This window comes from Streptomyces sp. SN-593, assembly GCF_016756395.1.
Classification (GTDB): Bacteria; Actinomycetota; Actinomycetes; order Streptomycetales; family Streptomycetaceae; genus Actinacidiphila; species Actinacidiphila reveromycinica.
This window is the reverse complement of record NZ_AP018365.1, coordinates 6,318,790-6,331,469: the sequence shown is the minus strand read 5'-3', so window position 1 is coordinate 6,331,469 and position 12,680 is coordinate 6,318,790. Positions and strand designations below refer to the sequence as shown.

The following is a 12,680-nucleotide window of genomic DNA, read 5'->3' as shown; positions in this document are numbered from 1 at the left end:
TCAGCCACGCGCCTTCCTGCGGCCGCCGACCAGTTGGCCGGCCAGCACCAGCAGCACCGCGAGCACGAACATGGCGGTGCCGATCACGTTGACCTGCACCGGGGTGCCGCGCTGCGCCGAGCCCCAGACGAACATCGGGAAGGTGACGCTGTTGCCGGCGTTGAAGCTGGTGATGATGTAGTCGTCGAAGGACAGCGCGAAGGACAGCAGGGCGCCGGCGGCGATGCCGGGCGCGGCCAGCGGCAGCGTGACCCGCAGGAAGGTCTGCGTCGGGGTGGCGTACAGGTCCTGCGCGGCCTGCTCCAGGCGCGGGTCCATGCTCATCACGCGGGCCTTGACCGCGGTGACCACGAAGCTCAGGCAGAACATGACGTGCGCGATGAGGATGGTCCAGAAGCCGAACTGGATGCGCATGTTGAGGAAGAGGGTGCCGAGCGAGGCGCCCATCACCACCTCGGGCATCGCCATCGGCAGGAAGATCAGCATGTTGGTGGCCGCGCGGCCGCGGAAGCGGTAGCGGGCCAGCGCGAAGGCGGTCATGGTGCCGAGCACGGTGGCGGCGATGGTGGCGTAGACGGCGATCTTCAGGCTGAGGCCGAGCGAGCCGCACATGCCCGAGACCCCGCAGGGGTGCTGCCAGGCGTCGGTGGAGAACTGGTTCCAGGTGTAGTTGAAGCGGCTCTTGGGCTTGTTGAAGGAGAAGGCGAGCACCACCGCGTTCGGCAGGATCATGTAGACGAGGGCGAGGACGCCCGCGATCACCACGAGGTTGGCGCGCAGCCGGCGGACGAGGCGCATCAGACCAGCTCCTCCGTTCCGGCACGGCGGATGTAGACGGTGACGACGGCGAGGATGACCGCCATCAGGATGAACGACAGGGCGGCGGCCGTCGGGTAGTCGAGGACCCGCAGGAACTGCGCCTCGATGACGTTGCCGATCATCTGCTGGTTGGTGGAGCCCAGCAACTCGGCGTTGATGTAGTCCCCGGAGGCGGGGATGAAGGTCAGCAGGGTGCCGGCCACCACCCCGGGCATCGACAGCGGGAAGGTCACCTTGCGGAAGACGGTGAGGGGCGTGGCGTACAGGTCGCCGGCCGCCTCGTGCAGCCGACCGTCCACCCGCTCCAGCGAGGTGTACAGCGGAAGGATCATGAACGGCAGGAAGTTGTAGGTCAGGCCGCACACGACCGCCAGCGGGGTGGCCAGCACCCGGTGACCCTGGGTGATCCGCAGCCAGGACGTCACGTCCAGCACGTGGAGGTCGTTGAGGAGGGAGACCACCGGGCCCTGGTCGGCGAGGATCGTCTCCCAGGCGAGGGTGCGGATCAGGAAGCTGGTGAAGAACGGCGCGATCACCAGGACCAGCACCAGGTTGCGCCACCGCCCGGCGCGGAAGGCGATGGTGTACGCCAGCGGGTAGCCGATCAGCAGGCACAGCGCGGTGGCGACGGCGGCGTAGACCAGGGAGCGCACGAAGTGCGGCCAGTACTCGCTGAGCGCGTCCCAGTAGGTGGCGAAGTGCCAGGTGACCTTGAAGCCGTCCTCCAGCGTGCCGGTCTGCACGGACGTCGACGCCTGGTACACCATCGGGGCCACGAAGAAGACCAGCAGCCAGGCGACACCGGCCAGCAGCAGCAGGTAGGGCACCCGGCGGCGGCGGGCGGCCGCGCGGCGCACCGCCTCGGGCGGCGGGGGCGCCGCCGCGGCGGGCGCCGGCGCGGGCTGGGTGGCGGCGCTCATACGGCGGCCCCCTCGGCGGGCTCGGTGCGCCCGGTGCCGTCGTCGCCGCCCTCGCCCGGCTGCGGGCCGCCGGACGCCGCTCCGGGCGCCGCGTCGTCGAGTCCCGCGCCGAGCCCGGCGCCGATGTCCTGCCCGGCGTCCAGGCCGAAGGTGTGCTCGGGGTTCCAGTGCAGGACGACCGGTGCGCCGGGCACCAGGCGGGTGTCGCGCTCGACGTTCGGCACGAAGACCTCCAGGCCGGCGCCGACGGGGCTGTCGACCACGTACTGGGTGGAGACGCCGATGAAGCTGGAGTCCACGATCCGGCCGGGTATCCGGTTGCGGCCGGCGGGCACGCCGTCCTCGTCGTCGCGGTGGGCCAGGGTGATCTTCTCCGGGCGGACCCCGGCCAGCACCCGGCCGCCGGCGGCCGCCGGGGTGCGGCAGCGGGCGGCCGGCAGCGCCAGCTCGTACCCGGCGCGCTCCAGCCGCAGGGTGTCGTCGAAGACGCCGGCGACCTCGGCCTCGATCAGGTTGGAGGTGCCCAGGAAGTTCGCCACGAAGGTGGAGGCGGGGTTCTCGTAGAGGTCGGCGGGCGCGCCCATCTGCTCGACCCGGCCGGCGTTCATCACCGCGACCGTGTCGGCCATCGTCATGGCCTCCTCCTGGTCGTGGGTGACGTGGACGAAGGTGATGCCCACCTCGGTCTGGATGCGCTTGAGCTCCAGTTGCATCTGGCGGCGCAGCTTCAGGTCGAGGGCGCCGAGCGGCTCGTCCAGCAGCAGCACCTTCGGCTGGTTGATCAGTGCCCGGGCCACCGCGACGCGCTGCTGCTGGCCGCCGGAGAGCTGGTGCGGCCGGCGCCGGGCCAGCGGGCCGAGCTGCACCAGTTCGAGCATCTCGCCGACCTGCTTGCGCACCGACTTGATGCCGCGCCGGCGCAGCCCGAACGCGACGTTCTCGTAGATGTCCAGGTGCGGGAAGAGCGCATAGTTCTGGAAGACCGTGTTGACCGGGCGCTTGTACGGCGGCAGGGCGGTGACGTCCTGGCCGCCGAGGTGCACCGCGCCGGTGCTGGGGGTCTCCAGGCCGGCGATCATCCGCAGGGTGGTGGTCTTGCCGCAGCCGGAGGCGCCGAGCAGCGCGAAGAACGAGCCGGCCGGCACCGACAGTTCGAGCGGGTGCACGGCGGTGAAGGCGCCGTAGGACTTGCTGATCCCGGTGAGGCGTACGGCGTCGGCGGACTTGGCTGTGCTCGTGCTGGGGGTCGTCATGGGGAGTGTCCTCGGTGGGTGCGGGAGCAGGCCGGGGTCAGGCGCCGATGAGTTTGGAGAACTTGTCCTCGTACCGCGCGTCCTCGGTGTCGGTGAGCGAGCGGAACTCGTGGCCCTTGGCGTCCATCGACGCGTCGGGGATGATCAGCGGGTTGCTCGCCAGCTTCGGGTCGATCTTGGCCAGGTACGGCTTCACCCCGGCGACCGGGCACACGTAGTTGATGTACGCCGCGACCTGGGCGGCGACCGGCGGCTCGTAGTAGTAGTCGATCAGCCGTTCCGCGTTCGTCTTGTGCCGCGCCTTGTCGGGGATCAGCAGGTTGTCGGTGGAGGACAGGAAGCCCGCGTCGGGGAAGACGTACTCGATGTCCGGGTCGTCAAGACGCAGCTGGACCAGGTCGCCGGCCCAGGCGACGCAGGCGGCGATGTCGCCCTTGCTGAGGCCGTCGGTGTAGTCGTTGCCGGTGAACTTCCGGATCTGCTGGCTGTCGACGGCCTTCTGGATGCGGGCGACGGCCGCGTCGAAGGTGTCGTCGGTGACCTTCTCGGGCAGCTCGCCCATGTCCAGCAGGGTCATCCCGATGGTGTCCCGCATCTCGGAGAGCATGGCGACCCTGCCCTTGAGCGAGCCGTCCTCCAGCAGTTGGGAGACGGAGGTGACCTTCCGCCCGCCGGTGGCCTTCTTGTTGTAGGCGATACAGGTGCTGATGCCCTGCCAGGGGTAGGAGTAGGCGCGCCCGGGGTCCCAGTCGGGGCTGCGGAAGCGCTGCTCCAGGTTGGCGTAGGCGTGCGGCAGGTTCGCGGAGTCCAGTTGCTGCACCCAGCCGAGCCGGATCATCCGGCCGGCCAGCCAGTCGGTGAGCACCATCAGGTCGCGGCCGGTGTCCTGGCCGGCGGCGAGCTGCGGCTTGATCTTGCCGAAGAACTCGACGTTGTCGTTGATGTCCTCGGTGTACTTCACCTTGATGCCGGTGCGCTTGGTGAAGGCGTCGAGGGTGGGGTGGTGCTTGCCGTCGTCGGTGACGTCGATGTACTCGGTCCAGTTGGAGAAGTCGACCACCTTCTCCTGCGCCGAGTGGTCGGTGGAGGCGGTCGCGCCCTTGCGGCCGGCCGCGGGGATGCCGCAGCCGGTGAGGCCGACGCCGGCGAGCGCGCCGAGCCCGGCGACCCGCAGCAGCGAGCGGCGGGCGAGCGCGGCCCGCCCGCTGGTCATGCTGCGCGCCATGGCGGCGCGCTGGGGCGGGGAGAGGGTCTCGAACTGCTCCATGGGTGGTGCCCTTCCGAGGGTTTCGGCCGGGTGGCGCCGGGCGGGTGGCCGGGGGCGGCGGAGCGGACCGGCCAGGTGCGGCCGGGACACCCCACCGGGGTCGCGAGTCCATGTACCAGCGTGGTCAAAGCCTGGAATGATGGATGATCCTGGCAGAGCGGACCGCCTCCAACAAGGGATTCCGTTGTTGCCTTTTGGTTAATCGACGGATTCTGCGCCCGGCCGCCCTCGGCACCGGTGCCCGGCGGCACGAACGTGCGGCCCGCCGGGCGGGTGCCGCCCCGCACGCCCGGGCGCGGCCGTGTCGCCCGCCGGCGTGCCCGGGCCCGCGCGGACGGGCCCATTACGATGAACGGCACCGGCCGGCGCACCGGCCCGTCCCGCACGTCCACCGGAGGAACCCCGCATGTCCGAGACCGCACCCGGCCCCTCCCCCGCCGTCCGGGCCGGCGCCGCCCCCGCCCCGGGGACCGCTCCGGGCACCGGACTGGACTCCTTCATCGCCGGGCTGCCGAAGGCCGAGCTGCACGTCCACCACGTCGGCTCGGCCTCCCCGCGGATCGTCTCCGAACTGGCCGCGCGGCACCCGGACTCCGCGGTGCCCTCGGACCCGGCCGCGCTCGCCGACTACTTCACGTTCCGGGACTTCGCCCACTTCATCCAGGTCTACCTGTCGGTGGTGGACCTGATCCGGGACGCCGAGGACATCCGGCTGCTGACCTACGAGGTGGCGCGGGACATGTCCCGGCAGCAGATCCGCTACGCCGAGCTGACCGTGACCCCCTACTCCTCGACCCGCCGGGGCATCCCCGAGCAGGCGTTCATGGAGGCGATCGAGGACGCGCGCAAGGCCGCCGAGGCGGAACTGGGCGTGGTGCTGCGCTGGTGCTTCGACATCCCCGGCGAGGCGGGCCTGGCCTCGGCGGAGGAGACCGCGCACCTGGCGGTGGACCTGCGGCCGGAGGGCCTGGTCTCCTTCGGGCTCGGCGGGCCCGAGATCGGGGTGCCGCGGGCGCAGTTCAAGCCGTACTTCGACCGGGCCAGGGCGGCCGGACTGCACAGCGTGCCGCACGCCGGGGAGGCGACCGGCCCGCAGACGGTCTGGGACGCGCTGGAGCTCCTGGGCGCGGAGCGGATCGGCCACGGCACCAGCGCCGTGCAGGACCCCCGGCTGCTGGACCACCTCGCCGAGCACCGCATCCCGCTGGAGGTGTGCCCGACCTCCAACATCGCCACCCGGGTGGTGCCGACGCTGGAGGAGCACCCGATCCGGCGGATGGTCGAGGCGGGCGTGCTGGTCACCGTCAACAGCGACGACCCGCCGATGTTCGGCACCGACCTCAACACCGAGTACGCCGTCGCCGCCCGGCTGCTGGAGCTGGACCGCGCCGGCGTCGCGGAGCTGGCGAAGAACGCGGTGCACGCGTCCTTCCTGGAGCCGGCGGGCAAGGCGCGGCTGGCGGCGGAGATCGACGCCTACACCGCGGCGTACGGCACCCCGGGCGGCGGCCCGGGCGTTCCCGCCGCCCGGAGCTGACGCCGTGGCAGCGCGCCCCGGGCACCCGGTCGCCGTCGTCGCGCACCGGGGCGACCCCTACGTCCACCGCGAGAACACGCTGCCGTCGGTGCGCTCGGCCCTGGACAGGGGCGCCGACGTGGTCGAGGTGGACGTCCGCCTCACCCGTGACGGCGTGCCGGTGCTGCTGCACGACCCGACGCTGGAGCGGCTGTGGGGCGTCGCGGCGCCGGTGGCCTCGCTGGCATACCAGGAGGTGGCCGAGGCGACCGGCGGCGGCGTGCCGTCCTTCGCGGACGCGCTCGCCGAACTCCTGCGGCGGCCCGGCCCGGCCCGGATGCTGATCGACCTCACGGAGGCCGCCCAGGCGCCCGCGGCCGTCGCGGCCGTACGGGAAGCGGGCGCGGCGGACCGGGTCTACTACTGCGGGAAGCTGTCCGCGATGCGCGAGGTGCGCGCGCTGGAACCCGCGGCCGAGGTCGCCATGACGTGGACCACCTCCGCGCGCCCGGCCGGCACGCTGCTGGACGGCCTCGCGCCGCGCTGGCTCAACCTCCGCTTCGGCCTGGCGGACCCGGCGACGGTCGCGTGGGCGCACGACCGCGGGCTGCTGGTCGCCGCCTGGACGGCCGACCGGCGGCGCTCGATGGCCCGCCTGGTCGCGGCCGGGGTGGACGCCATCACCACCAACCGGCCGGAGGTGCTGCTGCGGCTGCGGGGCAGGACCGGCTGACCCGTACCCCGGCCGCGCCGCGGGCGCGGGTACCCCGCACCCGCGCCCGCGCACGCGCCCGCACGGCACGCCGCGAACGCCGCCTTCCGGTCGTCACACCCCGGTCGTCGCGCCACGCCGCTCACACCACGCCGCTCACGCCTCCAGCGACGTCATGACGTGCTTGATCCGGGTGTAGTCCTCGAAGCCGTAGGCGGACAGGTCCTTGCCGTAGCCGGACTGCTTGAACCCGCCGTGCGGCATCTCGGCGACCAGCGGGATGTGGGTGTTGATCCACACGCAGCCGAAGTCGAGCTTCTTGGACATCCGCATCGCCCGGCCGTGGTCCTTCGTCCACACCGAGGAGGCCAGGCCGTAGTCCACGTCGTTGGCCCAGGCCACGGCCTGCTCCTCGTCGGTGAACGACTGCACGGTGATGACCGGGCCGAACACCTCGCGCTGCACGGCCTCGTCGTCCTGCAGCAGCCCGGAGACGACGGTGGGCGCGTAGAAGTAGCCCTCCTCGCCCACCCGGTGACCGCCGGCCTCGACCTTGGCGTGCGCGGGCAGCCGGTCGACGAAGCCGGCGACCTGGGCGAGCTGGTTGGCGTTGTTGAGCGGGCCGAAGAGCACGTCCTCGTCGTCGGGCAGGCCGGTCCTGGTGCCGGCGGCGACCTTGGCCAGCGCCGCGGTGAACTCCTCGCGCACGCCCTCCTGCACGAGCACCCGGCACGCGGCGGTGCAGTCCTGGCCGGCGTTGAAGAAGCCGGCGACCGCGATGTCCTCGGCGGCCTTGGCCAGGGCCTGGCTGTCCAGGTCGTCGAAGACCACCACCGGGGCCTTGCCGCCCAGCTCCAGGTGCACCCGCTTGACGTCCTTGGCGGCGGACCCGGCGACCTCGATGCCGGCCCGGACCGAGCCGGTGATGGACGCCATCGCCGGCACCGGGTGCTCGACCATCAGCCGACCGGTGTCGCGGTCGCCGCAGACCACGTTGAAGACGCCCTTGGGCAGCACCCCGGCGAGGATCTCGGCGAGCAGCACGGTCGAGGCCGGGGTGGTGTCCGACGGCTTGAGCACCACGGTGTTGCCGGCCGCGATCGCCGGGGCGAACTTCCACACCGCCATCATCATCGGGTAGTTCCACGGCGCGACCTGCGCGCAGACCCCTACCGGCTCGCGCCGCACGATGGAGGTCAGGCCCTCCATGTACTCGCCCGCCGACCGGCCCTCCAGCATCCGGGCCGCGCCGGCGAAGAACCGGATCTGGTCCACCATCGGCGGGACCTCCTCGCTCGCGGTCAGCGCGAGCGGCTTGCCGGTGTTCTCGCTCTCCACCGCCACCAGTTCGTCGGCGCGCGCCTCGATCGCGTCGGCGATCCGCAGGAGCGCCTTCTGCCGCTCGGCGGGCGTGGTGTCGCGCCAGCCCGGGAAGGCGGCCTGTGCGGCGGCCATGGCCGCGTCCACGTCGGCCTTGCCGGACAGCGGCGCGGTCGCGTACGCCCGGCCCGTGACCGGACTGACCACCTCGGTGGTGCGCCCGTCGGCGGCGTCGCGGAATTCTCCGTCGATGTGGTTGCGCAGAGTACGGAGTTCGGTCACGGCGCTTGCTCCCTGGTCCATCCGGTTCGTGTCCATGTAGTGAGACACAGCCCAGCCTAACGCCAGGACTGCCGTATTCGACACACCCGCCGGGCTACAACAACCGATTCAGTGTTACAGACGGCTTAACACAACGGAATTCATCGTGCGGGGCTTGCGGGACCGTCGACCTCTCCTGCACAGTGGTGCGCGTGGCCACTCGTGACATGAACGGCGCCGCCGCCTCCATAGACGCGGTGTCGAAGGCGATCATCGAACAGCTCCAGGAGGACGGGCGCCGCCCCTACGCGGCGATCGGCAAGGCGGTGGGGCTGTCCGAGGCCGCGGTGCGCCAGCGGGTGCAGAAGCTGCTCGACCAGGGCGTCATGCAGATCGTCGCGGTGACCGACCCGCTCACCGTCGGCTTCCGCCGCCAGGCGATGGTCGGCGTCAACGTCGAGGGCGACCTCGAACCGGTCGCCGACGCGCTCGCGGCCCTCGACGAGGTCGAGTACGTGGTGCTGACGGCCGGCTCCTTCGACCTGCTGGTGGAGATCGTCTGCGAGGACGACGACCACCTGCTGGAGATGATCAACAAGCGCATCCGCGCGCTGCCGGGTGTCCGCTCCACCGAGACCTTCGTCTACCTCAAGCTCCGCAAGCAGACCTACACCTGGGGAACCAGATAGCCATGACCGCTTCGCACGCCGATCAGCCCGACTCGTCGAAGTCCGCGTACGACCACCTGTGGATGCACTTCACCCGCATGTCGGACTACCAGGACTCCCCGGTGCCGACCATCGTCCGCGGCGAGGGCTCCTCCATCTACGACGCACGCGGCAAGCGCTACATCGACGGCCTGTCCGGGCTGTTCGTGGTGCAGGCCGGACACGGACGCCACGAACTCGCCGAGACCGCCTACAAGCAGGCGCAGGAGCTGGCCTTCTTCCCGATCTGGAGCTACGCCCACCCCAAGGCGGTCGAGCTCGCCGAGCGGCTGGCCGGATACGCCCCCGGCGACCTGAACAAGGTCTTCTTCACCACCGGCGGCGGCGAGGCGGTGGAGACCGCCTGGAAGCTGGCGAAGCAGTACCACAAGCTGACCGGCAACCACACCCGGTACAAGGTGATCTCGCGCGCGGTCGCCTACCACGGCACCCCGCAGGGCGCGCTGTCCATCACCGGGCTGCCGGCGCTCAAGGCCCCGTTCGAGCCGCTGGTGCCCGGCGCCCGCAAGGTGCCCAACACCAACATCTACCGCGCCCCGATCCACGGCGACGACCCGGAGGCGTTCGGCCGCTGGGCCGCCGACCAGATCGAGCAGGAGATCCTCTTCGAGGGCCCCGAGACGGTCGCCGCGGTCTTCCTGGAGCCGGTGCAGAACGCCGGCGGCTGCTTCCCGCCGCCGCCCGGCTACTTCCAGCGGGTCCGCGAGATCTGCGACCGGTACGGCGTGCTGCTCGTCTCCGACGAGGTGATCTGCGCCTTCGGGCGGCTGGGCACGATGTTCGCCTGCGACAAGTTCGACTACGTCCCCGACATGATCACCTGCGCCAAGGGCATGACCTCCGGGTACTCCCCGATCGGCGCGTGCATCGTCTCCGACCGGCTGGCCGAGCCGTTCTACCACGGCGACAACACGTTCCTGCACGGCTACACCTTCGCCGGCCACCCGGTCTCGGCCGCCGTGGCCCTCACCAACCTCGACATCTTCGAGCGGGAGGGCCTCAACCAGCACGTGCTCGACCACGAGGCCGCCTTCCGGGCCACCCTCGACAAGCTGCGCGACCTGCCGATCGTGGGCGACGTGCGGGGCAACGGCTTCTTCTACGGCATCGAGCTGGTCAAGGACAAGGCGACCAAGGAGACGTTCACCGACGAGGAGACCGAGCGCGTCCTGTACGGCTTCCTGTCCAAGGCGCTCTTCGACAACGGGCTCTACTGCCGCGCCGACGACCGCGGCGACCCGGTGATCCAGCTCGCGCCGCCGCTCATCTCCGAGCAGCCGCTCTTCGACGAGATCGAGTCCATCCTGCGCGGCGTGCTCCAGGAGGCGTGGACCAAGCTCTGACGGCGCCCCGCCCCCGCCCGGGGGCGGGCTCGGCCGATCGGGGGCATCGCGGCTGCGCCTGCGGGGCGGGGCCGCGATGCGCGCATAGCGTGCCGAGCAGTGACCGGACACGTCCCGGGCTCGTTGCCCGGGTGAACTCGCGATCCGCGGAGGTACGGCATGGAGGCCCCGCCCGACAACGACGTGCTCTGGGCTCGCGCCCTGCGTCACTCCTACCAGGGCACGCCCGCGCTGCTCGGTGTCTCGGTGGGCGTGCGGGCCGGGGAGATCCTCGCGCTCGCCGGCCCGCGCGGCTCGGGCAAGTCGACGCTGCTGCGCTGCCTGTCCGGGCAGCTCGTCCCGGACGAGGGCGAGGTGTGGTTCAACAGCGGCCCGGTGCACACCCTGCCGGAGACCGCCCGCGAACGGCTGCGCCGCGACCGCTTCGGCTGGGTGGGCGCCGACCCGCAGCTACTGCCCGAGCTGAACGTCTGGGAGAACGCCGCCCTCCCGCTGCTGCTGCGCGGTGAGAGCGGCAGGGTCGCCCGGGCCGCCGCCCGCGAGTGGCTCGACCGCCTCGACATCGGCGACATCGCCCGGCGGCGGCCGACCGGTCTGTCCGCCGCCAGGCGCCAGCGGGTCGCCGTGGCACGAGCACTGGTCACCGGGCCCGCCGTGGTCTTCGCCGACGAGCCGACCGCCCCGCTGCACCGGGACGAGCGCACCCTGGTGCTGCGCACCCTCACCAGCGCGGCCCGCACCCACGGCATCACGGTCGTGCTGGCCACCACCGACCCCGACATCGCCGCCCACGCCGACCGCATCGTGCCCTTCGCCGACGGCCGGGTGGCGCCCTTTGCCCACGACCCGGGCCAGGACCAAGGCCAGGGCGAGGACCAGGCCAAGGGGCCGGGGAAGGGCCAGGGGAAGGGCCCTCAGCAGGGGCAGAGCAAGGACCTGTCCACTCCCCGCCCGGCGACCGTATGAGTGCCCGCGGCGTGCACCCGGGCCCGGCCGCCGGCGGCCGGCGGACCGGGCCGCGACCGGTCGCGGCCGGACGCGGGGGGAGCGGTCCGTGCTGAGCCTGCGGCTGCTGCGCGGGGCCGGACCCGCCGCGCTGGGCCGGTGGGCCCTGGTCGCCCTCGCCTCCTGCGGCGCCGGCCTGCTCCTGCTGGCGGCCCTCGGCTGGGCCCTGGCCCACCCGGGCGGCGACACCTCCGACGCGGTGGTGCGGCTCGGCTGGTGCGTGGTGCCGGTCGCCGTCAGCGTGCAGCTCGCCGTCGTGGTGGGCCGCGCGCAGTCCAGCACCTGGCCCCGGGAGGGACTGGCCGCGGCCGGCCTCGGCCGCAACGGCGTGGTGCTGCTGGCCGCGGCGACCGTGACCGCGGTGTGCGTGTTCGGCAGCGTGCTGGCCCTGCTCGCTTTCCTCCAGTTGCGCGGCGACGTGACCGGCGTGCCCTACCACGGCGTGGGGCCCGGGCTGCTCGCCGCGGGCCGCAGCCTGCCGCCGGCCGGAGCGGTCACCCTGCTCGCGCTGGTCCCGCTGGCGGCCGGCGCCGCGAGCGCCGCGCGGCTGCGGGCCGGAGCGGAGCCGGGCGACGACATGCCGGGCGAGCTGCCGTGGGGCGTCGCGCTGGTCGCCGTCGGGCTGGCGGTCGAGGCGACGGCGCCGGACCGGCACACCTTCCCGCTGCCCAGCGGTCTCGGGGCGATGGCACCGGCCGCGGTCGGCGGCTGGGCGCTGGCCACCGCCGGCCTGGTCCTGGCCGGCCCCGGGCTGGTCCACGGCTGCGGGCGGCTGCTCGCCGCGTTCCGGCCCGGCGGGCTGCGGCTGCTGTCCGGCCGCGGGCTCCAGCAGGAGGCGCGGCGGCTCGGCCGCCCGCTCGGCCTGCTCTCGGCGACGGTGGCGGCCGGGCTGTCCGGCTACGGCCTGCACCAGGACAACGGCCGCACGCCCGGGCCGGTGACCACCTTCGCGGTGGTGCTGGTCTGCATGTGCGTACTGGCCTCGGCGGCGGTGGCCGTCATGGAGTCCCGCGCGGCGCGCGCCTCCGCGACCGCCGCGCTGCGCGAACTGGCGGCGCCCGCCTCCGTGCTGCGCGCGTCGGCGGCCCTGCGGGGCGCCGCGCTGGCGGTCGCGTGCCTGCTGCCGGCACTGCTGGTCGCGGCGCTCTCGCCCACGCCGTAGCCCCGCAGGTCCGGGCGGGCGGCGGCGCGCGGGGGCCTGCGCGCACGGCGCCGCGCACCCGCGGGCGCCCTCGGACGCTTCCCCCTGGACGCTGCGGCGCCGGGCACTCCCCCGCCCCGCGCGCCGCCAGGACGCCCCGTCGGCGGAGCGCCGGCCCGGTCCCTCGGCGTCAACAGCGCGCCGTCCGGGTCCCCCTCCGCCTCGGCCCGGCGACCGGCCGGGCGCGCTATCGTGCTGGCGTGCCAGCGCCTACTCCCCCCGATTCGCCCCATCCGCCCCGTCCGCGGCTGCCCCGCCCCGCGTACGGGTCCCGCCGCCCACCGGTGCCGCCCGAACCGCCGAAGGCGCCGGCCGGCGCCGCGCCGGAGGGCCCG

At 73.1% G+C, this 12,680-nt stretch carries 11 protein-coding genes; 6 read left to right on the top strand and 5 right to left on the bottom strand.

Annotation, left to right across the window (positions count from 1 at the left end):
- From RVR_RS27015 to RVR_RS27000, 4 genes are read right to left on the bottom strand one after another with little or no spacing between them, the layout of a single operon-like run.
- Complete coding sequence (locus tag RVR_RS27015) at window positions 1-798, bottom strand: ABC transporter permease (protein ID WP_202236490.1); 798 nt, start codon at window positions 796-798, stop codon at window positions 1-3.
- A complete protein-coding gene (locus tag RVR_RS27010) occupies window positions 798-1,739 on the bottom strand; it encodes an ABC transporter permease (protein ID WP_202236489.1) in 942 nt (313 codons plus the stop codon). The genes RVR_RS27015 and RVR_RS27010 overlap by 1 nt, the downstream gene beginning before the upstream one ends.
- Window positions 1,736-2,992, bottom strand: a complete 1,257-nt coding sequence (locus tag RVR_RS27005) for an ABC transporter ATP-binding protein (RefSeq protein WP_202236488.1) — start codon at window positions 2,990-2,992, stop codon at window positions 1,736-1,738. The genes RVR_RS27010 and RVR_RS27005 overlap by 4 nt, the downstream gene beginning before the upstream one ends.
- 37 nt (window positions 2,993-3,029) lie before the next feature.
- Window positions 3,030-4,259 (bottom strand): polyamine ABC transporter substrate-binding protein, encoded by a 1,230-nt coding sequence (locus RVR_RS27000; RefSeq protein ID WP_202236487.1) that lies wholly within the window; start codon window positions 4,257-4,259, stop codon window positions 3,030-3,032.
- A gap of 406 nt (window positions 4,260-4,665) precedes the next feature.
- On the opposite strand from RVR_RS27000, the gene RVR_RS26995 reads away from it, so the two are divergent.
- Window positions 4,666-5,796, top strand: coding sequence for an adenosine deaminase (locus RVR_RS26995; RefSeq protein ID WP_202236486.1), 1,131 nt, complete (start codon window positions 4,666-4,668; stop codon window positions 5,794-5,796).
- A 4-nt stretch (window positions 5,797-5,800) separates the two neighbouring features.
- Complete coding sequence (locus tag RVR_RS26990; RefSeq protein ID WP_202236485.1) at window positions 5,801-6,508, top strand: glycerophosphodiester phosphodiesterase; 708 nt, start codon at window positions 5,801-5,803, stop codon at window positions 6,506-6,508.
- A gap of 135 nt (window positions 6,509-6,643) precedes the next feature.
- On the opposite strand, the gene RVR_RS26985 is transcribed toward RVR_RS26990, so the two are convergent.
- Window positions 6,644-8,089 carry a gamma-aminobutyraldehyde dehydrogenase gene (locus tag RVR_RS26985; RefSeq protein WP_237404984.1) on the bottom strand — a complete coding sequence of 482 codons (1,446 nt, stop codon included), beginning with the start codon at window positions 8,087-8,089 and terminating at the stop codon, window positions 6,644-6,646.
- A 206-nt stretch (window positions 8,090-8,295) separates the two neighbouring features.
- Between RVR_RS26985 and RVR_RS26980 the strand changes: the two genes are divergently transcribed.
- The 4 genes from RVR_RS26980 to RVR_RS26965 all read left to right on the top strand — a co-directional run bounded on the left by RVR_RS26980 (window position 8,296) and on the right by RVR_RS26965 (window position 12,306).
- Window positions 8,296-8,757, top strand: coding sequence for an Lrp/AsnC family transcriptional regulator (locus tag RVR_RS26980; protein ID WP_202239249.1), 462 nt, complete (start codon window positions 8,296-8,298; stop codon window positions 8,755-8,757).
- A gap of 2 nt (window positions 8,758-8,759) precedes the next feature.
- Window positions 8,760-10,139: an aspartate aminotransferase family protein gene (locus RVR_RS26975; protein ID WP_202236483.1), complete on the top strand. Its 1,380-nt coding sequence runs from the start codon at window positions 8,760-8,762 to the stop codon at window positions 10,137-10,139.
- Window positions 10,140-10,298: 159 nt separating this feature from the next.
- Window positions 10,299-11,105, top strand: coding sequence for an ABC transporter ATP-binding protein (locus RVR_RS26970; RefSeq protein ID WP_202236482.1), 807 nt, complete (start codon window positions 10,299-10,301; stop codon window positions 11,103-11,105).
- Window positions 11,106-11,193: 88 nt separating this feature from the next.
- Entirely contained in the window at window positions 11,194-12,306 is a 1,113-nt protein-coding gene (locus RVR_RS26965; RefSeq protein WP_202236481.1) for a hypothetical protein, read from the top strand.
- The last annotated feature ends 374 nt before the right edge of the window (window positions 12,307-12,680 follow it).

Coding starts and splice junctions, on each gene's coding strand:
- RVR_RS27015 (WP_202236490.1), bottom strand. CDS start 798: ATGCGCCTCGTCCGCCGGCTGCGCGCCAACCTCGTGGTGATCGCGGGC.
- RVR_RS27010 (WP_202236489.1), bottom strand. CDS start 1,739: ATGAGCGCCGCCACCCAGCCCGCGCCGGCGCCCGCCGCGGCGGCGCCC.
- RVR_RS27005 (WP_202236488.1), bottom strand. CDS start 2,992: ATGACGACCCCCAGCACGAGCACAGCCAAGTCCGCCGACGCCGTACGC.
- RVR_RS27000 (WP_202236487.1), bottom strand. CDS start 4,259: ATGGAGCAGTTCGAGACCCTCTCCCCGCCCCAGCGCGCCGCCATGGCG.
- RVR_RS26995 (WP_202236486.1), top strand. CDS start 4,666: ATGTCCGAGACCGCACCCGGCCCCTCCCCCGCCGTCCGGGCCGGCGCC.
- RVR_RS26980 (WP_202239249.1), top strand. CDS start 8,296: ATGAACGGCGCCGCCGCCTCCATAGACGCGGTGTCGAAGGCGATCATC.
- RVR_RS26975 (WP_202236483.1), top strand. CDS start 8,760: ATGACCGCTTCGCACGCCGATCAGCCCGACTCGTCGAAGTCCGCGTAC.
- RVR_RS26970 (WP_202236482.1), top strand. CDS start 10,299: ATGGAGGCCCCGCCCGACAACGACGTGCTCTGGGCTCGCGCCCTGCGT.